The sequence below is a fragment of the Arthrobacter sp. EM1 genome, from assembly GCF_029964055.1.
GTDB lineage: Bacteria > Actinomycetota > Actinomycetes > Actinomycetales > Micrococcaceae > Arthrobacter.
This window is the reverse complement of record NZ_CP124836.1, coordinates 3,358,231-3,376,647: the sequence shown is the minus strand read 5'-3', so window position 1 is coordinate 3,376,647 and position 18,417 is coordinate 3,358,231. Positions and strand designations below refer to the sequence as shown.

General features: G+C 65.8%; 17 protein-coding genes and 2 pseudogenes. 12 read left to right on the top strand and 7 right to left on the bottom strand.

Going from position 1 to position 18,417, the window contains the following annotated elements; translation table 11 throughout:
* Positions 1 to 89: 89 nt before the first annotated feature.
* On the bottom strand, positions 90 to 362 hold the full coding sequence (locus tag QI450_RS15605) for a DNA gyrase subunit A (RefSeq protein ID WP_226774167.1): 273 nt from the start codon (positions 360 to 362) through the stop codon (positions 90 to 92).
* Positions 363 to 634: 272 nt separating this feature from the next.
* On the opposite strand from QI450_RS15605, the gene QI450_RS15600 reads away from it, so the two are divergent.
* From QI450_RS15600 to QI450_RS15585, 4 genes are all read left to right on the top strand, one after another.
* A complete protein-coding gene (locus QI450_RS15600) occupies positions 635 to 1,162 on the top strand; it encodes a PadR family transcriptional regulator (RefSeq protein WP_226774166.1) in 528 nt (175 codons plus the stop codon).
* Complete coding sequence (locus QI450_RS15595) at positions 1,159 to 1,872, top strand: ABC transporter ATP-binding protein (RefSeq protein WP_226774165.1); 714 nt, start codon at positions 1,159 to 1,161, stop codon at positions 1,870 to 1,872. Before QI450_RS15600 ends, QI450_RS15595 begins: the two co-directional genes overlap by 4 nt.
* Positions 1,869 to 4,100 carry an FtsX-like permease family protein gene (locus QI450_RS15590; RefSeq protein WP_226774164.1) on the top strand — a complete coding sequence of 744 codons (2,232 nt, stop codon included), beginning with the start codon at positions 1,869 to 1,871 and terminating at the stop codon, positions 4,098 to 4,100. Before QI450_RS15595 ends, QI450_RS15590 begins: the two co-directional genes overlap by 4 nt.
* Before the next feature lie 943 nt (positions 4,101 to 5,043).
* Positions 5,044 to 5,526 (top strand): DUF2306 domain-containing protein, encoded by a 483-nt coding sequence (locus QI450_RS15585; RefSeq protein WP_226774163.1) that lies wholly within the window; start codon positions 5,044 to 5,046, stop codon positions 5,524 to 5,526.
* A gap of 144 nt (positions 5,527 to 5,670) precedes the next feature.
* On the opposite strand, the gene QI450_RS15580 is transcribed toward QI450_RS15585, so the two are convergent.
* Complete coding sequence (locus QI450_RS15580) at positions 5,671 to 6,237, bottom strand: DUF2975 domain-containing protein (protein WP_226774162.1); 567 nt, start codon at positions 6,235 to 6,237, stop codon at positions 5,671 to 5,673.
* Positions 6,238 to 6,482: 245 nt separating this feature from the next.
* Between QI450_RS15580 and QI450_RS15575 the strand changes: the two are divergent.
* Positions 6,483 to 6,700: pseudogene (locus QI450_RS15575) on the top strand (helix-turn-helix domain-containing protein); the annotation flags it as partial.
* 339 nt (positions 6,701 to 7,039) lie between these two features.
* The gene (locus QI450_RS15570; RefSeq protein WP_226774161.1) at positions 7,040 to 7,549 is read left to right on the top strand and encodes a hypothetical protein; all 510 of its coding nucleotides are present in this window, start codon (positions 7,040 to 7,042) and stop codon (positions 7,547 to 7,549) included.
* On the opposite strand, the gene QI450_RS15565 is transcribed toward QI450_RS15570, so the two are convergent.
* A complete protein-coding gene (locus tag QI450_RS15565; protein WP_226774160.1) occupies positions 7,546 to 9,042 on the bottom strand; it encodes an amidohydrolase in 1,497 nt (498 codons plus the stop codon). The two genes, QI450_RS15570 and QI450_RS15565, sit on opposite strands and share 4 nt — an antisense overlap.
* Positions 9,043 to 9,413: 371 nt before the next feature.
* Here QI450_RS15565 and QI450_RS15560 point away from each other — a divergent pair, with 371 nt between their 5' ends.
* The 6 genes from QI450_RS15560 to QI450_RS15535 all read left to right on the top strand — a co-directional run bounded on the left by QI450_RS15560 (position 9,414) and on the right by QI450_RS15535 (position 15,544).
* Entirely contained in the window at positions 9,414 to 10,469 is a 1,056-nt protein-coding gene (locus QI450_RS15560; RefSeq protein ID WP_226774159.1) for a zinc-dependent alcohol dehydrogenase family protein, read from the top strand.
* Positions 10,470 to 10,522: 53 nt separating this feature from the next.
* Positions 10,523 to 12,202 (top strand): DUF4389 domain-containing protein, encoded by a 1,680-nt coding sequence (locus QI450_RS15555; RefSeq protein WP_282360816.1) that lies wholly within the window; start codon positions 10,523 to 10,525, stop codon positions 12,200 to 12,202.
* 236 nt (positions 12,203 to 12,438) lie between these two features.
* Positions 12,439 to 13,275, top strand: a complete 837-nt coding sequence (locus QI450_RS15550; RefSeq protein ID WP_226774157.1) for a DUF4397 domain-containing protein — start codon at positions 12,439 to 12,441, stop codon at positions 13,273 to 13,275.
* Positions 13,276 to 13,354: 79 nt separating this feature from the next.
* Entirely contained in the window at positions 13,355 to 14,128 is a 774-nt protein-coding gene (locus QI450_RS15545; RefSeq protein ID WP_226774156.1) for a sortase, read from the top strand.
* The gene (locus tag QI450_RS15540) at positions 14,125 to 14,754 is read left to right on the top strand and encodes a sigma-70 family RNA polymerase sigma factor (protein WP_226774155.1); all 630 of its coding nucleotides are present in this window, start codon (positions 14,125 to 14,127) and stop codon (positions 14,752 to 14,754) included. The genes QI450_RS15545 and QI450_RS15540 overlap by 4 nt, the downstream gene beginning before the upstream one ends.
* A complete protein-coding gene (locus tag QI450_RS15535) occupies positions 14,741 to 15,544 on the top strand; it encodes an anti-sigma factor (protein ID WP_226774154.1) in 804 nt (267 codons plus the stop codon). The genes QI450_RS15540 and QI450_RS15535 overlap by 14 nt, the downstream gene beginning before the upstream one ends.
* A gap of 25 nt (positions 15,545 to 15,569) precedes the next feature.
* On the opposite strand, the gene QI450_RS15530 is transcribed toward QI450_RS15535, so the two are convergent.
* The 4 genes and pseudogenes from QI450_RS15530 to QI450_RS15515 all read right to left on the bottom strand — a co-directional run bounded on the left by QI450_RS15530 (position 15,570) and on the right by QI450_RS15515 (position 18,379).
* Entirely contained in the window at positions 15,570 to 15,992 is a 423-nt protein-coding gene (locus QI450_RS15530) for a DUF4282 domain-containing protein (RefSeq protein WP_226774153.1), read from the bottom strand.
* 376 nt (positions 15,993 to 16,368) lie between these two features.
* Positions 16,369 to 16,479 (bottom strand): annotated as a pseudogene (locus tag QI450_RS15525) (hypothetical protein); the annotation flags it as partial.
* A gap of 36 nt (positions 16,480 to 16,515) precedes the next feature.
* Positions 16,516 to 17,370, bottom strand: coding sequence for an SDR family oxidoreductase (locus tag QI450_RS15520; RefSeq protein ID WP_226774152.1), 855 nt, complete (start codon positions 17,368 to 17,370; stop codon positions 16,516 to 16,518).
* A 4-nt stretch (positions 17,371 to 17,374) separates the two neighbouring features.
* The gene (locus QI450_RS15515; RefSeq protein WP_226774151.1) at positions 17,375 to 18,379 is read right to left on the bottom strand and encodes an aldo/keto reductase family protein; all 1,005 of its coding nucleotides are present in this window, start codon (positions 18,377 to 18,379) and stop codon (positions 17,375 to 17,377) included.
* Positions 18,380 to 18,417 lie beyond the last annotated feature (38 nt).

The following is an 18,417-nucleotide window of genomic DNA, read 5'->3' as shown; positions in this document are numbered from 1 at the left end:
TTTTGCGTCCGGTGAGGGATCGGCTTATGGGAAGCCCGCCACGCGAGCCGCGACGAGGGAGACAGCAATTGATGGACGGCGCCGAGTCCTCAGCGCCGATCAGGCAAGCGTGATCTGAGTTCTTCTGCGAAGGACGCGATGGCCTGACGCCGGTCTCGGGTGAATGTTCTAGCCTGCATGTCCAAGACTGCCCGGCTGCCGTGCTCGTCCAAGCCCAACAGCTGACCCACCCGACGGATCGCTTCGTCCATGTCCTGTGAATCCTCGATCTCGTGGAAGACCTCGTCCCGCCGATCCATTGCCTGCACTAGAGCCTCGTGGAGCATCAACTGCTGCCTGATCTGTCGCTCGTCCTCATCCATGCGGCGATTCTCGCACGACGAAGCTCATGGCATGGAGTACCGGTGGAGGATCGGTTTACGGGCCACTGCTGCGACACCGCGCGATCACGAATGCCGTCAAGAAGCGATCAAATCCATATCTAGAATTCGTGTGCACTCGTGTTTGCCAACTCATCCGCTGTGCTCCGCCGGTCGAGCTGCAATGCCTTCTCCTTGCGCCCGGGCCGCGACACGGCCCCGTCCACTGATGCAAAGCTGGCATCGCACTATTCACTCAGTGTATAGATGGGGGTGTGAACAACTCTCTCACTCTGTTGGGCCTCTTGAGCCGCGAGCCGAGCTACGGCTACGACCTCAAGCACTCTTATGACCGCTACTTCGGAGCCGGAAAGGCCTTGGCCTTCGGGCAGGTGTATTCGACCCTGGCCCGAATGGTCCGTGATGAGCTGATCCGGGCCCTGGGTGAGGAGACCGGAGGCGGACCGGACCGCAAGAAGTACGAGATCACCGTGGCCGGCCAAGACAGGGTGCGCGAGTGGCTATTCACTCCCGACGTTCCCTCCGAGTCCCTGCAGAGCGAGCTCTTTGCCAAGACCGTGATCGCCTTGTTGCTCGACGACGATGCCGACCGGCTGCTCGACGTGCAGCGCGGCGAGCACATGGCCCGGATGCGGGAACTGACCCGGCTGAAGAAGGACGCGGACCTGCTCCGGGTCCTGATGTGCGACCACGGCCTGTTCCACATCGAAGCTGACCTGCGCTGGATCGACCTCACCAGCGCCCGCCTAACCCAACTCAAGAAGGAGCTCCAGAGCGCATGAGCACCCATGACACCGTTGAACCCATCCTCAGTGCCCACGGTCTGCACCACTCCTTCGGGCAAACGGAGGCATTGCGGGGCGTCGACCTCGACGTCCACGCAGGGGAAGTATTAGCCGTCATGGGCCCGTCCGGATCGGGCAAATCCACGCTGCTGCACTGCCTGGCCGGTGTGCTTGTCCCCGACGCCGGGTCGGTTGCCTACCGCCCCGCCGGGCGGCCGCCGATGGAGACCAGCGCCCTCGGAGAGCCGGAACGGGCCCGGCTGCGTCTGACCGATTTCGGCTTCGTCTTTCAGTTCGGCCAGCTGCTGCCGGAGCTCACCGCGGCTGACAACGTGAGCATCCCGCTGCTGCTCGCCGGCACTCGGCGGCCGGACGCGCTGCGCCGATCCACGGAAATACTGGAACGCCTTGGCCTGGAGGGGCTTGGCGCCAGGCTGCCCGGCGAACTGTCGGGAGGCCAGGCACAGCGCGTCGCCGTCGCCCGGGCTCTGGTGACGTCCCCTGCCGTGTTGTTCGCCGATGAGCCCACGGGTTCGCTGGATTCTCTCGCATCAGAAAACGTGCTGACGCTGATGCTCGAGTTGGTCCGTGAAGAGGGCACCACGGTGGTGATGATCACCCACGACGCGCGCACCGCCGCGTATGCGGACAGGGAAGTCATAGTGCGCGACGGAGCCATTGGTGCCGGCTACCGGGTGTCCGCGTGAATCCGGGGTTGCTCAAGCTGGCAGTCGTCGGCAGCAGGTCCGCCTACGGCAGGCTCGCCGGCATCGCCGGAGGGGTCGCCGTCGGAGTATGCCTGTTGGTGCTGCTGTGGGGCGGCGCCAACGGCCTGAGTGCACGTGATGACCGCGGTGCCTGGCTGCGCGAAACCGGACGCCCGTCCGTCGCCGCCCCGCCAACGGAAGATCCGACCACTTCGGGACCGGGGACACCGGTTCCGCTGACCCCCGCCACGGTGCTCATGGAAGCCAACCCGGTGGAGGTCTTCCGTGACCAGCTGATTAACCGCCGCGACGTCGCGGCTCTGGATTCGGCCACCGTCAGGATGCCCGGGATCGGCAAACCTCCGGAGCCGGGCCATTACTACGCGTCCCCGGCGCTGAAGCGTCTGATCGAATCAACACCGAGCGATGAGCTTCGTGACCGTTTCGGGACGTTTGCCGGCACGATTGATGATGCTGCCTTGCCCGGGCCGGATTCCCTGATCGTCGTCACAGGAGCAACGGAGGCCGAGCTCCGCCAGAACGGCAGGGCCGTCCTGGTGTCAGACTCCACTAGCGGCCCCTACGGTGGCAGCGCGGCCGCCTACAACACGGTGGTGTCCATCGGGGCCATTGCGGTGTTCTTCCCCGTTCTGCTGCTGATCAGCATTGTCACCGGTCTGGGCGCCGCCCAGCGCCGGGAACGCTTCGCGACCCTGCGCCTCATCGGCGCATCCCCACAGGTCATCTCCCGGATCGCCGCCGTCGAAACCGCCGTTCCCAGCCTGATCGGGGCGCTGCTGGGCGTCGCGCTGGCGATCGTGCTGAGGCCGGCTGCCGCGCAAATACCGGTCAACGGCACCAGGATGTTCGCCGCCGACCTAACCACCGGATGGGCGGCCGTCGCCGGCGTCGTCGCCCTGGTGGTCGCGGCCTCGACACTTGTGGCCGCGCACCGCACGGCCCGTGCCGGCATTGGCCCCTTGGGTGTGACGAGGGCCGTGCACGAAAAAACACCCACCATGTGGCGGACCGCGCCCGTGCTGGCCGGACTCGCCGCCATGATCACGGCTGTCCTCGCGATCCGGACCGGCGACGCGGGGCTACTGTGGCTGGCATCACCGCTCCTTATCCTCGGCTTTCTGCTCATCCTCGTCGGCATCGTGGTCATCGGTCCCTGGCTGACCCGCCTGGTGAGCCGGATCGGACTGCGCCAGGCGCGAAGCGCGGCCGGAGTCATTGCCGCCAGTCGGATCCAAAAGACACCGGTCGCGACCTTCCGGTCCGTATCAGGACTGGTCATCGCCGTGTTCGTGGTCTCCGTCTTCGCCGGAGGATCCAGCATCGTCGAATCCACGGAGGTGCGCCCGGCCCGGCCCGGCCTGCTCCAGCCCACCAGCCTCCACGCCACCATAAGCAGCGGACACACCCCGGCCCAGGTAGCGGAGGCCGCCCGCCAGGCCAGGGACCTGGCCGGAATCCGCAGCGCCACCGTCGGCTACGGCCCGGCAGCTCTCTCCGAAAGGGGTGCCGGTTCTGAAATCTACTTTCGCGCCGCGGACGCCCCCGACCTCGGATTCCAGGACATCCCGGCCGCAGAGACTGTCGCCGTCGATATGTCGTTCCTCCACTACTGGACCACGCAACCACTGGCACTGACCCCGGCGCCCGCCACCAACCTGGACGGACTGGTTCCTGTCGTGATGGTGCTCGGCACCGACGGGACCCCGGAAGCTATGGACCGTGCCCGGACAGCATTAAACAGTTCAGGCATCACGGCCATCCCTGCCACCTCCCCGCTGGACCTCAAACTGCAGTCCACCGGCCGCCTGATTCAGGGCCTGGCCGTCCTTGCCTACCTCGGCATGTTCGTCGCGATCGCCATCGCCGGCCTCTCGCTGGCCGTCGCCACCGCCTCCGCCGTTCTGGACCGGAAGAGAGTTCTCGGCCTGATGCGGCTGATGGGAATGCCGGTTTCCGTCCTGCGCCGCATCATCACCCGTGAAGCAGCAGTCCCGCTCCTGGCCGTGCTGCTACTCTCGGTCGGCCTCGGATTCCTTGTCGCCTGGCTGATGGTGACCTTCATTGACGACAGCTACCGGGTGACCTGGCCGGCACCCGACTACTTCATGGCCCTGGGTCTCAGCTTGCTCCTGGCCCTCGGAGCAGTCACCGCGACCTTCGGCCTCATTCGGAGCAATACGGCAATGACGGCTACCCGCTTCGAGTGAAACGCCCTTGAGACGAGCCGATGAAACGTCCGGTGAAGGATCGTTGATCGGGACGCTCCGGCGGTGTTACCGTGAGGGCGATTGGGGAGGCATAGTGCTATTGCTCGGGTGGGTCTTGTTAGAGCGCTTTGTCCACGCCGACGTTGCGATCCGCACGACGTTCAGCGCGGGTGCTCCCCCCGTCACCGCTCTCCTTCTCGTTGCTCTGGCCGTGGCCCTGACGGTCCTCATGGCGTGCGCCTTGCAAGCGCTACTCTGCACCCTTCTGGTTACAAGGGGCTACTCTGAGGCCCCGGGCCTGGAGGGCCAGCACGGCCTACTCTCCTTGTCTTTGGTTCGGTCCGCACCCGTCGGAGGGACAGGCCCTCGCGCTCCAGGCAGACCTCGCCGCCGCCCCGGGAGCTTCCTCACAGCCCTCTAGAATCCAACCTTTGCCGGCAATCCAGCCGCCCACACCTGGAACATGCCAACGCGCTGTGTGCGCTACTCCTCCCGGGCGACCTCAGAACACTTCTCTGACTGCCGCCACAAGGAGCTCATCGCCATGTCCCCCAATACCCTCTTGTCCTCACCCTGCAACAAGCCCCCGCGATACCGCTCAGCGGCTCACCGTCGCCTTGGACTGCTGTGGCAGCTCGCCCGTCGAGCGTTCCGCCAGGTGACTATGCGAGCCACCCTGTTCGGTGGATGGGTCTGGTTCGCGGCCGGATCACTGATTGGATTCGAAGCGTTCGACATCGTCTTCGGCACGTTCGCCTTGGCCCCCGAGCTGCTCCCGCTCGTAATCCTCGGCCTCGCACTCACGTGGTATTTCCGCGGTCAAATTCGACGAGTTTCAACACGTGCCCGCGCGTACCGGCGCCTCAGGCGCATATACCGCGGTCTCAGCTGACTGTGCCCGCACGCCCAATGGTCTGCGGCACGGGCCGCTAGGCTCCGGACTATGCCTTCCTCCTGGACCGTTCTGATCTCGCTTCACGCAATCGCCGCCAGCTACTCACTGATTTTCGGAGCCGTGAACCTGCTGCGCCGTACCAAAGGCGGCAGCGTTCACCGGATCGTGGGCAGGATCTGGGCTGTTGCTACGTATGTCGTGGTGCTGACGTCGTTCGGAATCAGAACCATCGACGGAGGGTTCAATTGGCTCCACGCACTCTCAGTGCTGACGTTCTGCACACTGACAGCGGGACTGTGGGCCATCTGGAAGAGAAACATCAGGGCCCACCGCAGTTTCATGACCGGTAGTTACTTCGGTCTGGTCGGCGCTTTTGTGGGCGTTCTGGCAGTGCCATCGCGCCGCATTCCGCAGCTCGCCATCCACCAGCTCCCGCTGCTGGCGCTGTTGATCCTGGCCCTGCTGGGCACAGCCACACTCACCGTCACCGGCATTGCCCAGCTCCGCAAGACAAGGGTCCCCATCACCTAGCCCGGCCGTGCACCCACGGCAGGGACCCAGGGCAGGAGCAGAACATTGCTGTATAGCGGGGATGTCAGGGGATCCCTGGCGCCTCGAAGTCCCGTTAGCCGATCCTTTTTCGGGCGCTCCGATTACTGCCCCGGCGTCGCCCGTCTAATTCTGCGAGTACATGCTCAATGAGGGGCTGCTGCCAAGAAAGACGGCTAGAGCTCCCGCTGAGATCAGAGCGATAAGCCCTCCCGCGAAAAGCCCGAGCATCACCCCTGGCGGCGTGTAGCCTCTTTCGTTCAGCGCGGTGAAAGCAACCGTGACGATCGCGGCGAATGCGAGCAGGCAGCCGATCACCGCGCCAATCCACCTGCGAGTTGATGAGTCAGCTCTATTTCCGAGGGCGCGGCGGACCAGCTCCAGCCCAATCACGGCAATGACTTGCCAACACAGGACCGCGCAGACACCCCAGAGGATTGCCTGGGCAGCGAGAGGACCCACTTCAGGGAAAAGGAAGACCGTCCGCTCCACCGCCGCCGGCCACACCCACACCTGCACCACGACGGACAAGAGAAACAAGGCCACCAGCGCGACAGACAGTGCGAATAAGGTTCTCCGGCTAAAAAACAGGCTCGGCTGAACTGTGCGTTCTTTTACGTTCCCCATGGCCAAAGCGTAACCCTCCCCTCCGAGACGGCCCAGCGACTTGGGAATGGAATGAAACGATGCCACGCAGCTTTCCTCAACCGTCCCGATAGCCGGTCCTCCACCGGCCGCCCCGACGCTGCCCGTCGGCCTTCTCCACATCCGCGTGTTTCCCCCATTCCCGCATTCCCGTATACCGTGCCCGAATTAGTGCCCGGTGGAGGTGCCTTATACGCTACGGTCCGAAGTATGCTCATCGGCTAAGTCCGCTGCTCGACCAGCAGCCAAGACCTCACCGCCTAACACCATGGTCTCCACGCCCTCGGTGGCGTGACCTCATCCGCGCCCGGACCCGCGAAGGCATGGCGTTGGCGGAGGCCAAAGGCAAGCTTCGAGGCCGACAGCCCAAACTCTCCAAAAAGCGGGAAGCGCACCTCGTAAGCCTCCATCGGGGCGGCACACACACACCACAACGGAGATCGCCTAACTCTTTGGCGTCGCCCGCTCCACCGTCTACCGGGCCATCCAGCGCGCCGCGCCGGCCACGTGATCTTCTCCAGCCAGCGAGCCAGCGAGCCAGCGAGCCGGCACATCGTGAACATCGGTTCGGCGCGGCATGGGCGCTCAATTTCCCGCCGCATACCAGGACCTGCACCGACACCCTCGTTCAACGCCTCGCTAGACCCTGACGCAGGGACTCCGGAGAAGGCCTACGCGGGCCGCGCGGTACCCTGACGTTTTGGGCAGGCGACTCCTGACCAAAGTGACGCTTTGTGCAGGGGACTTCGGACACCAGATGTCCATACCCGGCTGCAAACCCCCGTGCTTTCGGGGAAGCTTGTGCAGACGACTTCGTAAAACCACACCCTCGCCCCGATCCAAGGAACCCATGCCGATCAACAGACAAACACTGAAACAGGACGGGTTCACCGGTTTCCGCCCGCTCGGAGACCTTGATATCAACCGGATCCCGCAGAAACCCGGGATTTTCGCCGTGCTGCAGCCGGAGGGCTTCCGACATCAGTTCCTGGCCAAGAGCACGGCCGGCATCTTCAAGAAGAAGGACCCCACCCTGACGGCGAAAGCGCTCGCTGCCGAATGGGTCGACGGCGCCGACGTCCTCTACGTGGGGAAGGCCGGCCCCGGCAGCAAGGGCAACCGCGGACTGCGCCGGCAGATCCAGGAATTCGTCGACTTCGGCATCGGCAAACCACCCGGTCACTGGGACGGCCGGCTGATCTGGCAGCTCGCCGCCGCCGGGTCGCTTGTCGTCGCGTGGAAAGAGCTGCCTGTTGAGCAGCTCCATGCGGCCGAGGCCGGACACCACGCCGCGTTTGTTGATCAGTACGGGCGGCTGCCCTACGCCAACCTGGTCCAGGCCCGGGTCAAGGGCAGCTAGCTCCAGGCTGCCCCGCCGTGCGTAAAGCGCCCCGCCACGAGCGTTGCAGCCACCGGCATCGACGCGAAGACAGCATCGGATACCGCCAGCGGGTCGCCGTCGAGTACCGCGAGATCCGCCGGATCCCCCACCCGGATCCTGCCCCGCCCTCGTGTTGACGCCGTCAGGGCATCCTGCCGTGTGAGTGCCTGCTCCGGGTGCCAAGGGTCTCGACCGTCCTGCCGCGCCCGTGTGGTGGCCGCCGACATTGCGGTCCACGGTTCCAGCGGAGCCACTGGCGCGTCGGAGCCCAGCGCCAGCGTCGCACCGGCGGACAGCAGCGACCGGAGCGGGAATGCCCGGTCGGTGCGCCCCGCCCAGTTGGAATCGGCGGCATCGCGATCGTCCAGGGCATGGGCGGGCTGGACACTCGCCGTCAGGCCGAGTTGGCCGAAGCGGGCGAAGTCCTGGCCGCGGACGAACTGGGCGTGCTCGATCCGCCCGGCGATCCCGGCCGCGGCGAAGGCATTCAAAGCCACCTCGTTGGCGCCGTCGCCGATTGCGTGCACGGCCGGGACAAAGCCGGACTCTTTGGCCCGGACCAGCAGTTCCAGCAGTTCGGCCTCGCTCACCGTGAGCAGCCCGCGGCCGCCGTGCGGGTAAGGGTCCACACAGAAGGCGGTGCGGGTGTTCAGCGAGCCGTCGATCAGCACCTTCAGCGGGCCCACCCGCAGCAGGCCCGCCCCGCCGTCGAGTTCCTGCCCGGTCCGCATCCCCTCCGCAATGGCGCGGGCCAGATCCCGCGGATAGACGCCGGCCTCCACCCGGAACGAATCAAAGCCGGCCGCAACGCGACGCCGCCAGACGCCGGCATTCCACGTCATTTCGAAATCAACAATCCCCACGATCCCGCGCGCGGCCGCAGCCTGCGCCGACCCCCGCACCCAGGCATCCACCACGGCATCGGGCAGGTTGCCCAGCTCACGGGTCAGTTCGAAGGCCGGCTCCTCGCGCAGCAGCCCTGAGGCGTCCACTGTCAGGCCATAACGGCGAGCCGCCGCACTGTTGAGCCAGACGCAGTGCAGATCGTGGCTCAGCAGCGCCACCGGCACGCCCCCGGTGGCGCCGTCGAGCAGCTCCAGGCTGGGCACATCCGCCCAGAGAGCGTCGCGGAAGCCGACGCCCACCACCGTCATGCCGTCAGCGCTATGGCTGGCGAGACGGGAACTGACGACGTCGGCTGCCGCATGCGCCGAGGCGGCGCCGGCGAGATCGATCCGGTTGGCGGCGAGGGCCCACTGGGTCATATGGACATGTTCATCCCACAACCCCGGGATAAGGTAGCGGCCGCCCAGATCCGCCACCCGGGATGCATCGACAGCCGGCAGTCCGGCGCGTGCGATCCGCGACACCACCCCGCCGCTTAGGTGCAGGTCATACAGCGTCGTCCCGCCGGGGAAGCGCGCCGAGGCGAGAACGAGGTCATTGCGGGGAACGTCAGCAGTCTCGGGCATAGGACACAGGGTATGGGCCGGAGCGCAATGCGCCAATCCGGCCCTCCGCCGCCGCTGGCTGCCAGGGGTCGGGCCGGACACGGGACTTTCGCCCCTTACCCGGGAACCGGGTACCGGCGAGGCTGGATTCGTAGCGGTTCCTGCGCGGGCATTGGGGGATGAACCGCTTGCATATGGGTGGTTCGGGTCCCGCTCGAGCCTTGGGAAGGAATAGCGTCCTGCTCACGGACTGCGCGGGAGGTATGCATCTCCGTGCCCCACGGGCAGCAGGTAAGCCGTGGCGGCACTTTCGACGTCCAAGACGCTTCGTTCACACCGTGCCGGCACCGCGTGGCCAATCCACCGGCCGTCACCACAATCAAGGAGAACGCATGAAAGCCCTCGTTTATGGCGGTCCAGGAGAGAAGTCCTGGACCGACGTCCCCGATCCCAAGATCCAGAATCCCAGCGATGTGATTGTCAAAGTGGACACTACAACGATCTGCGGGACAGACCTCCATATCCTCAAAGGTGATGTCCCTGCCGTCACCAAAGGCCGGATTCTGGGCCACGAGGGCGTGGGGACCATCACCGAAACCGGCTCGTCGGTCACCAGCCTGAAGGTGGGCGACCGCGTTATCATCTCGTGCATTAAGTCCTGCGGCCACTGCGCCAACTGCAAGACCGGCCTCTACTCGCACTGTATGGGCGGGGAGGGTGCAGCCGGCATCGGCTGGGTTTTTGGGCACTTGATCGACGGCACCCAGGCCGAATACGTCAGGGTCCCCTACGCCGAAAACTCCCTTCATTTGCTCCCGGAGGGCGTCACCGATGAACAGGCAGTGATGCTTTCCGACATCCTTCCTACCGGCTTCGAGATCGGGGTGCAGTACGGCCGCGTCAAGCCCGGCGATACGGTCGCCGTCGTCGGCGCGGGCCCGGTAGGCCTCGCCGCCATCGCCACCGCCGGTCTCTACGGAGCTGCCACCGTCATCGCCGTCGACCTTGACGCCAACCGGTTGGAAAAGTCCCGGGAGTTCGGCGCCACCGACGTTGTCCTCTCCAGCGACCCGGACTGGAAGGATCAGGTGCTCGCGCTGACCGATGGTCAGGGTGTTGACGTGGCGATCGAGGCGGTCGGCATCCCGGCGACTTTCAGCATGTGTACTGAAATCGTGCGCCCCGGTGGCAACGTGGCCAACGTCGGTGTGCACGGCAAGTCTGTGGAGCTGCACGTGGAAAGCCTCTGGATCCAGAACATCAATATCAGCATGGGCCTGGTCAACGCCAACACCACCCCGATGCTCCTCAAACTCGTGGCTCAAAAGAAGGTTCCGGCGGAAAAGTTCGCCACCCACCACTTCACGTTCGACCAGTTCCTGGAGGCCTACGACACGTTTGCCCGTGCCGCAGAGACGAAGGCGCTCAAAGTAGTCATCACGGCATAAAAGCCCTGGTTGTCTGAGCAGGGTTATCCGAGTGATCTGAAAGGATGGCGGCCATGCGACCAGGCCGGATCGTCATGCTGGTGCTGGGTACGCTCAGCGCCCTCCTCGGGCTGGGGCTGCTGGCCGGAGCAGGCGCCGCGGGCTTTGGCAACTATGTCCAGCGCGACAACGGGTACTTCACCACGCCTTCGGAACGGTACGCCACGAGCGGCTACGCCTTGACCACACCCCGCCTGGACATCATGACGGAGCGTGGAGTGCCCGATGCCGTTCCGGTCGGCGTGGTCGGAAGCCTTATGCTTAGCGGTTCGGGGGAGTCCGGCAAGGACATCTTCATCGGGGTCGGGCCGCGGAGCGACGTGGCGGCCTACCTGGACGGTGTCAGCCATGCGGAGATCACCGATGTCCGATTCAACCCTTTCCGGGTGGAGTACCGGAGTGTGGCCGGGGCCAACGTTCCGGCGCGGCCGGCGGACCAAAGCTTTTGGGCCGCCTCTGCTACCGGTGCGGGGGAGCAGCAGCTGGAATGGGACCTGCGCTCCGGTAGCTGGGCTGTGGTGATTATGAACGCGGACGCCAGCCCTCCGACGGCCGTTGAGCTAAAGGCCGGAGCCCGCTCCGAGCTGTTGTGGCCAGTCTTCGTCGGTCTCCTGATCGGCGGGGTTGTATTTCTGCTGATCGGGATTCCGCTGATAGTGCTTGGCGCCGCCGGTTTGGGTCGGGGTGGTCCGCCGCCGATGCCCGGGCAGAGCTGGGCGGTGGCCGGAGCGGCAGCCCCCCAGTTCCCTGCGGCCGGTGCGGCGGCGGGTGCCCCGCCGGGATCTGCCGCCGTCTATCCGGCCCGGCTCAGCGGCTATCTGGACCCCAAGCTGTCCCGGTGGTTGTGGCTGTTCAAATGGTTCCTGGCGATCCCGCACTTCATTGTGCTCTTTTTCCTTTGGTTTGCCTTTGGCGTGGTCACGATCGTGGCGTGGTTCGCGATCCTCTTTACCGGCCGCTACCCGCGCTCGCTGTTCAACTTCAACGTCGGCGTTCTCCGCTGGAGCTGGCGGGTGGCCTTCTACTCCTACGCGGCGCTCGGCACGGATATCTATCCGCCGTTCACCTTGGAGCGCACGGACTACCCGGCGGACTTCGACGTCGATTATCCCGAGAAATTGTCCCGCGGCCTGGTGCTCGTGAAGTCCTGGCTCCTGGCCATCCCGCACCTGCTGATCGTGGCTCTGCTGACCGGAACTGCCCAGACGTGGGTCTACCGGGACGGTCGCTGGGCGCAGGTGGGCGTAGGGGTGTCGCTGCTTGGGCTGCTGGTTCTCATCGCCGGAGTGGTCCTGTTGTTCACAGGGGCGTACGCGAGGGGGCTCTTCGATTTCCTGCTGGGGCTCAACCGCTGGATTTACCGCGTCTGGGCCTATGTTTCCCTGATGCGGGATGAATACCCGCCTTTCCATTTGGATTCGGGGCCGCGTGATCCGGGTGACACCGCCGCGATACCCCCGGCATGGTCTCCCGCCGGGCCCGGTGCACCCGGTGGCGATCCCGCCGGGCCCGGTGCACCCGGTGGCGATCCCGCCGGGCCGACAAATGCCCGGCCGACAAATGGCGGGCAGGGCTTCTACGGCATCGGTGGGCCGGCAGCCCGCGGCCCGGAAAAACGCGAGACTCCAGCCGGACCGGAGGCCGCGGCGGGCCCGACCGTCCCAGCGAGCCAAGACAACCGGCCGAGCCACTAGTCCATTCCGGGACCCCAGTCCGTTTCGGGACACTCGACGCAGCGGCCGGGAAGTCCACCGGAGTGCCCGGCCGCTATGCCGAAACCGCCGCCATAGTGTTGGCCGTGCTTCGACGCTGCCTTCGACCTCCTTCAAAAAAATTGTTTACATGCATGTGCATCCAAACGGCCCCGTGCGCCGGTAGTAGGTGTGTAAGCAAAAATCGCCCGCCCGGCGGGCCGTTGAAGGAGATGTAGATGCGTACCAGGATTTTCGCAGCGGGCGCCGTAGTAATTGCGGCAGCTCTCACCCTTGCCGGCCCCGCCCAGGCCGCCGAGTCCGACGCCCAGCTTTCCGTCCTCCATGGCGTTCCCGGACTTACTGTTGACGTCTGGGTGAACGGCGAACGGACCCTTGACAACTTCGCTCCGGGCACCCTGGCCGGTCCGCTGGCCCTTCCGGCCGGCGACTATGACCTCGCCATCACCGCCGCAGACGCCGCGGATGCCTCCGCCCCTGTGATCGGACCCGTGAAGGTTACCCTCGCTGCCAGCGGCAACTACACGGCCGTCGCAAACCTTGACGCAGGGGGGAAACCGACGGCTAACTTCTTCACGAATGACGTTTCACGGCTGGAGCCCGGTAAGGGAAAGCTCACTGTCCGCCACACCGCAGCGGCGCCGGCCGTGGACATCCTCGCCGGTGGTGCCTCCGTGATCTCCGGCCTGGCCAACCCCAATGAGAAGACCCTCACGCTGGATCCCGGCACCCTGTCCGTTGCGGTTGCTGCCGCCGGGACCACGGCTCCGGTGATTGGTCCGGCCGATGTGACGGTTGCGGAGGGCACCCACACGATCGTGTACGCCTGGGGCAGCCTCGCGGACAAGAACCTGATGCTGGCCGTGCAGAACATTGAAGGACTGCATTCCGCCCCCGCCGGCGTTCCCGGCGGACGCTCCGGTGCCGTTGACGCGGGAACCGCATCAAGCGGTCAGCCGGCCGCGATGGCAGGCATTGGTGTTGTGATCCTCCTGCTGCTGGGAGGCGGCGTCGCTTTGTCCCGCAGGCAGCCGGTGTTCCACAGCACCCGCTAAGCCGCAACCACAAACCCCGGCCGCCCGGCTACCCGCCGGGCGGCCGGGGCCCGGGTCTCACCACGTCAGGAGGACGGTCATGAAGCGCACGACAACGGCGGAGGGCGCCGGGGGATCGTCGGCTCCTTGGCAGCGGACAGCCGAAAGGAGCCCAGCCGCGCGACACGCGGCCGCCGCCCTCACGATGGCCCTGCTGATTGCGGGGTGCGCCGCTCCGCAGGACGTTGTGGCGCCGTTAACCCCGGCAACGGGGAGCCCGGCAACGGAGAGCGCCGCAATGGAGGCGTCCGTCCCCGACGCGGGCCGACCCAGCCTGGAGCCCCCGCCGCCGGTACAGGCTGCGACTCCTGCAGTCCCCACCTCAGCTATTCCGGTCCGGCCGGCAACCCCACTGGTCCGGGCGCCCAAGGACCCGGCCCCCCGATTCCTTACGGTGGAGGGAACCACCATCAACATGCCCATCGTGCAGGTGGGTGTCAGCCCCGACGGGGCCATGGAGATCCCGGATCCGTTCGACGAGGCTGGCTGGTACCGCTACGGCCCGGCTCCCGGGGCCGCGGCCGGATCCGCGGTGCTTGCGGCACACGTCGACACGACCTCCGATTCGGCGCCCTTTTCCCAACTAAAGTCCCTCGCGCCCGGCACCATTGTGACGGTCCAGCGCGAAGGGTCGGCAGCCCTAACGTTCCGGGTGACCGGGGTCGAACTTATGGCCAAAGACGCGTTCGACGGCGTCTCCATCTTCCGGCGTGACGGTCCGCCCCAGTTGAAACTGGTGACTTGCGGGGGCCGATGGCTGGACGAACAGCAGGACTACGGTGACAATGTGATTGTCACGGCGGCTCCGGCATGATTCAAGGCGCAGGGCTCATCGTCGCCACCAACAGCGGGAAGGAGCCGGGATTGGCACCTCGCGAGGACTCTTCCGGCTGGGACCCGGAACTCACCGAATCTTTCGCCGCCGGTGACGAAACTGTGCTGGCAGAGGCGTACCGGCAGTTCTCTCCCCTGGTGCACACGCTGGCGCTTCGCTCGCTGCGCGACAACTCCGCGGCCGATGACGTTACCCAGGAGGTGTTTATCCGGGTGTGGCGGTCGCGGTCTGCGTTCGACCCGAAGAAAGCGCGGCTGCCGGCGTGGATCGTGGGCATCACCCGGAACGTGATCACGGACGCGCAAGCGGCCTCGATGCGGGAAGCCCGGAAGGTACTGGCCGCCGTCGAACGCTCCCCGGACCCGGAACAGGCGGCCGGGCACGCGGCTGCGGAGGTTCTGGCCGACCGACTGCTGCTGGACGGGGAACTGGAGAGACTGGGCGAGCCGCAAGGATCAATCCTTAGGCTTGCCTTCTACGATGACCTGACGCATTCGCAGATTTCACAGAAACTGGACCTGCCGCTTGGTACGGTCAAGAGCCACATCCGCCGCAGCTTGTCCCAGCTCAGAAGCCGATTGGAGGTAGACCGTGCAACATCTTGATCCGGAGTCCCTGAGCCTGCTAGCCCTCGGCGAAGCGATCGGGGACGACGCTGCGGACCACCTCCGGGCCTGCGCTGGTTGTGCAGCAGAATTTTCTGGCCTCCGCCGCGCTGTGCTGGCGGCCAAGCCCGGACCGGCCATCGTCGCCTTGGAACCGCCGGGGCCGCAGGTGTGGGCAGGGATTCACGGCGTCCTGGGGCTTTCCGACGCTGTGGCTGCCGACCCGCTGTGGTCCGCGCCGACGCCGGGTTCCCGCGCGGTGGCAGCGACTGAGCCACCGCCGGCGCATGGGTCCGTGACGCCGTTCCCGTCCCGGGCGGAAAGCACCGGCGAGCAGCAGAAGGGCGGATGGCGCTTCGGCCGGATCCGCCGGTCCGGGATGTGGCTGGCTGCGGCCGCGGCCACAGCGCTGCTGGCCGGCGGGGCCTTCTGGTCCGTACAGCAGAACCAGTCGGCGGTGACCCCACTGGCACGGGCCGAACTCACTCCGGTGGACCGGCATTCCGCGACCGGATCGGCCCGCGTCGTCGAGGCCAAGGACGGGCAGCGCACCCTGGAGGTACAGGTCGACAAAAACGAGGCCCGCGGCTACCAGGAGGTCTGGCTGATCGCGCCGGATCTCTCGCGGCTGGTGAGCCTGGGGGTCATGACCGCCGGCTCCGGCACATTTTCCGTGCCGGAGGGCCTGGATCTGGCCGAATACCCGATCGTGGACGTGTCCGACGAACCGGTTGACGGGAATCCCGCGCACTCCAGCGTCAGCATTGTCCGCGGGACCCTTGCCTTGTGAGCTGACCGATCCCCAGATGCCGGCCCTACTGCCCTGGCGGCTGTTCCGGCGTCCGGTATCCGGCGGGGTACTGCTGCGTTCCGGGTGACTGGGAGGTCGGCGCATTCCACACCGGCGGCGAGTTGGGCCCGGCAGGGAGCCCGCCGTGGGTTCCTGCGGCGGGCGTTCCGCCCTGGAGCCGGACCAGCTCTGCGGTGTTTTCCGCGGTGCGGATACCGGCTACGAGGGATTCGAGGCCGATTCTTGCCAGCGCGAGGTAAATGATGACGAACAGGGGCCCGATCACCAAGAGAACGAGCAGACCCAAAACGGGGCTGCGGCTGCTAAACGCTGCGATAACAAAAACCAGGTACATCACGCCTAAGGCGATCATGATCAGGATGTAGACGATCTTGGCGATGGATGGCGAGATAAAACGAGTAAATGACAGGTCAAACAAGTTCTTCACAATTTCCCCCAAAGTAGCGCCGTTGACAGCGACGATTTATGTTTGTCACGCTGAGCATAACCGCAGCTGCGGCGGTTTCCTGCGGTTTTGCTGTTGTGCTGCGTCGAGTGTTCAGCGAACCGTCGAAACGGCCGGGCCCAGGGCCTTCCGGGACGCCGGCGGGCCTGCTGAATAACGAGGTGCCGCAAGGGGGCTGCTGCGGGGTAGGACCGCCCACCTGAACCGCACCGCAACGCCTGCCGACGTCGGAAACCTTGCCTGCTTTATGGCCCCAAATAAGGCGGTGGTCGTCTCCGGGGACACTGTCAGCATTTCAGCAGTCGCGATCGAAGACTATTGGGGCAGTGCCACGTGGGACTAAACCGGGGACGGCCTGCTACTGGACCGTCACCTTGATCCGTTGCACCACGTTATTGCCCATCCCCTGGTAGTTCCAGGACTGTTCCAGTGGCTGGATTGCGCCGGAGGCGTCAGTGGCGCGGCAGGACCGGGTGCGGCGTCAACACCGGCCCAGTCCCGCAGCTTAGATCGCGTGCGACTCGGCCAGGAACTGCGCCAGGCCCAAAGGTTCGCGGCCGGTGAGTTCGTGGACGGCCGACGTCGGCCCGGCCAGTTCACCGGTGACGATTGCCGTGTAGGTGCTCACCCAGGCGTCCACCTGCCACGCCGGAGCCCCGTAGGAGGCGCGCGAGGCGTACGCCTCATCCAGGCTCTCGTTGTGGAACGTGATGGTCCGGCCGGTCCCGGCGGTGAGAAGTGCCGCGGCCGAGGCCAAGGAGAGGTCCTCAGGTCCGGTGAGGTCGTAGGTTCTGCTGATGTGCAGGGACGGGTCCCGGAGCACGGTCACGGCGGAGCGGGCAATATCCGCCCGGGCAACGGCCGCCATGGAACCGTCCCCGGCGGGTCCGCGGATCACGCCGTCCTCGCCCGCCAGCAAGGGCAGGAAATCGAGGTAGAAGTTGTCCCGCAGGAAGGTGTAGTCCATCCCGGAAGCCCTGATGTGTTCCTCAGTGGCGAAATGGTCCCGGCCGAGAGTGAAGGCGCAATCAGCCGCCGCGCCGAAGAACGAGGTGTAGACGATGTGCTGCACACCGGCTGCGGCAGCCGCGTCCACGAAGGTGAAGTGCTGCTGCATCCGGTCTTCGGCCTCGGCGGCGGAGACCATAAAAAGCGTCTCCACCCCCGCAAGTGCCGCTTTTGCCAGCGCCGGGTTGGCGTAGGTCACGACGGCGGCGTCGGCGCGTTCCAGCTGCGGGGCCCTGCTGGGGTCACGGACGAGCAGTCGTTGCGGGGTGCCGGCGTCGGCCAGGTGGCGGGCCACCATGCCGCCGAGGTGCCCGGTGGAACCAGTGACGGCGAGCGTGGGCGTACACGTCACGGGCCTAGGCCTCCCGGGACGCCGGCGACTTGGTCTGCGCCGGGTCGCGCTCGGCGAGAGAGCCGATCGCGGCGTCAATCTTGGCCATGATCCCGGCATCCAGCTGCACGCCCGCGGCCGCGACGTTCTTCTCGATCTGCTCCGGCCGGGATGCGCCCATAATGGCCGAGGCCACGTTTTTGTTCTGCAGGACCCAGGCAATACTCAGTTGGGCCATGGTCAGGCCGGCCTCGTCAGCGATTGGTTTGAGTTGCTGCACGCCGGTGAGGACCTCGTTGGACATCCAGCGCTCGATCATCTTCGAGCCGCCCTTGGAATCCGTCGCCCGGCTGCCCTCCGGCGCGGGTTTGCCCGGGTGGTATTTCCCGCTCAGCACACCCTGCGCCATCGGTGACCAAACGATCTGCGAGAGACCAAGTTCCTCGGACGTCGGAACCACCTCGGCCTCGATGACCCGCCACAGCATGGAGTATTGCGGCTGGTTGGAAATCAGCTGGAAACCCAGTTCCTGGGCGAGGGCATGGCCGTCGCGGATCTGGTTGGCGGTCCATTCGCTGACGCCGATGTAGAGGGCCTTGCCTTGCCGCACGATATCCGCGAACGCCTGCATCGTCTCTTCCAGCGGGGTTTCGTAGTCGAAGCGGTGTGCCTGGTAGAGGTCCACGTAGTCCGTCTGCAGCCGCGAAAGGGAGCCGTTGATGCCCTCCATAATGTGCTTGCGGGACAAGCCAAGATCGTTGTGGCCCTTGGGGCCGGTTGGGCCGAAGACTTTGGTGAAGATTTCCAGCGACTCGCGCCGCTCGCCTTGGAGGGCCTTGCCCAGCACGGTCTCCGCGGCGGTATTGGCGTAGACATCTGCCGTGTCGAAGGTGCTGATGCCGGCGTCGAGTGCGGCCCGTACGCACTGGGTTGCGACCTCGTTCTCTACCTGCGAACCGTGGGTAAGCCAGTTGCCAAAGGTGATTTCCGAAATCTTGAAGCCGCTGTTCCCGAGGTATCTGAATTCCATGGGTTCCAACGTAGCCGACTTAGCTTCCGGGGGTAAGG

Bases quoted from the DNA above. Each gene is read 5' to 3' on its own strand.
- QI450_RS15550 (WP_226774157.1), top strand. From the start codon at position 12,439: ATGCGTACCAGGATTTTCGCAGCGGGCGCCGTAGTAATTGCGGCAGCT.
- QI450_RS15595 (WP_226774165.1), top strand. From the start codon at position 1,159: ATGAGCACCCATGACACCGTTGAACCCATCCTCAGTGCCCACGGTCTG.
- QI450_RS15540 (WP_226774155.1), top strand. From the start codon at position 14,125: ATGATTCAAGGCGCAGGGCTCATCGTCGCCACCAACAGCGGGAAGGAG.
- QI450_RS15565 (WP_226774160.1), bottom strand. From the start codon at position 9,042: ATGCCCGAGACTGCTGACGTTCCCCGCAATGACCTCGTTCTCGCCTCG.
- QI450_RS15605 (WP_226774167.1), bottom strand. From the start codon at position 362: ATGGATGAGGACGAGCGACAGATCAGGCAGCAGTTGATGCTCCACGAG.
- QI450_RS15560 (WP_226774159.1), top strand. From the start codon at position 9,414: ATGAAAGCCCTCGTTTATGGCGGTCCAGGAGAGAAGTCCTGGACCGAC.
- QI450_RS15545 (WP_226774156.1), top strand. From the start codon at position 13,355: ATGAAGCGCACGACAACGGCGGAGGGCGCCGGGGGATCGTCGGCTCCT.
- QI450_RS15515 (WP_226774151.1), bottom strand. From the start codon at position 18,379: ATGGAATTCAGATACCTCGGGAACAGCGGCTTCAAGATTTCGGAAATC.
- QI450_RS15585 (WP_226774163.1), top strand. From the start codon at position 5,044: ATGCCTTCCTCCTGGACCGTTCTGATCTCGCTTCACGCAATCGCCGCC.
- QI450_RS15570 (WP_226774161.1), top strand. From the start codon at position 7,040: ATGCCGATCAACAGACAAACACTGAAACAGGACGGGTTCACCGGTTTC.
- QI450_RS15555 (WP_282360816.1), top strand. From the start codon at position 10,523: ATGCGACCAGGCCGGATCGTCATGCTGGTGCTGGGTACGCTCAGCGCC.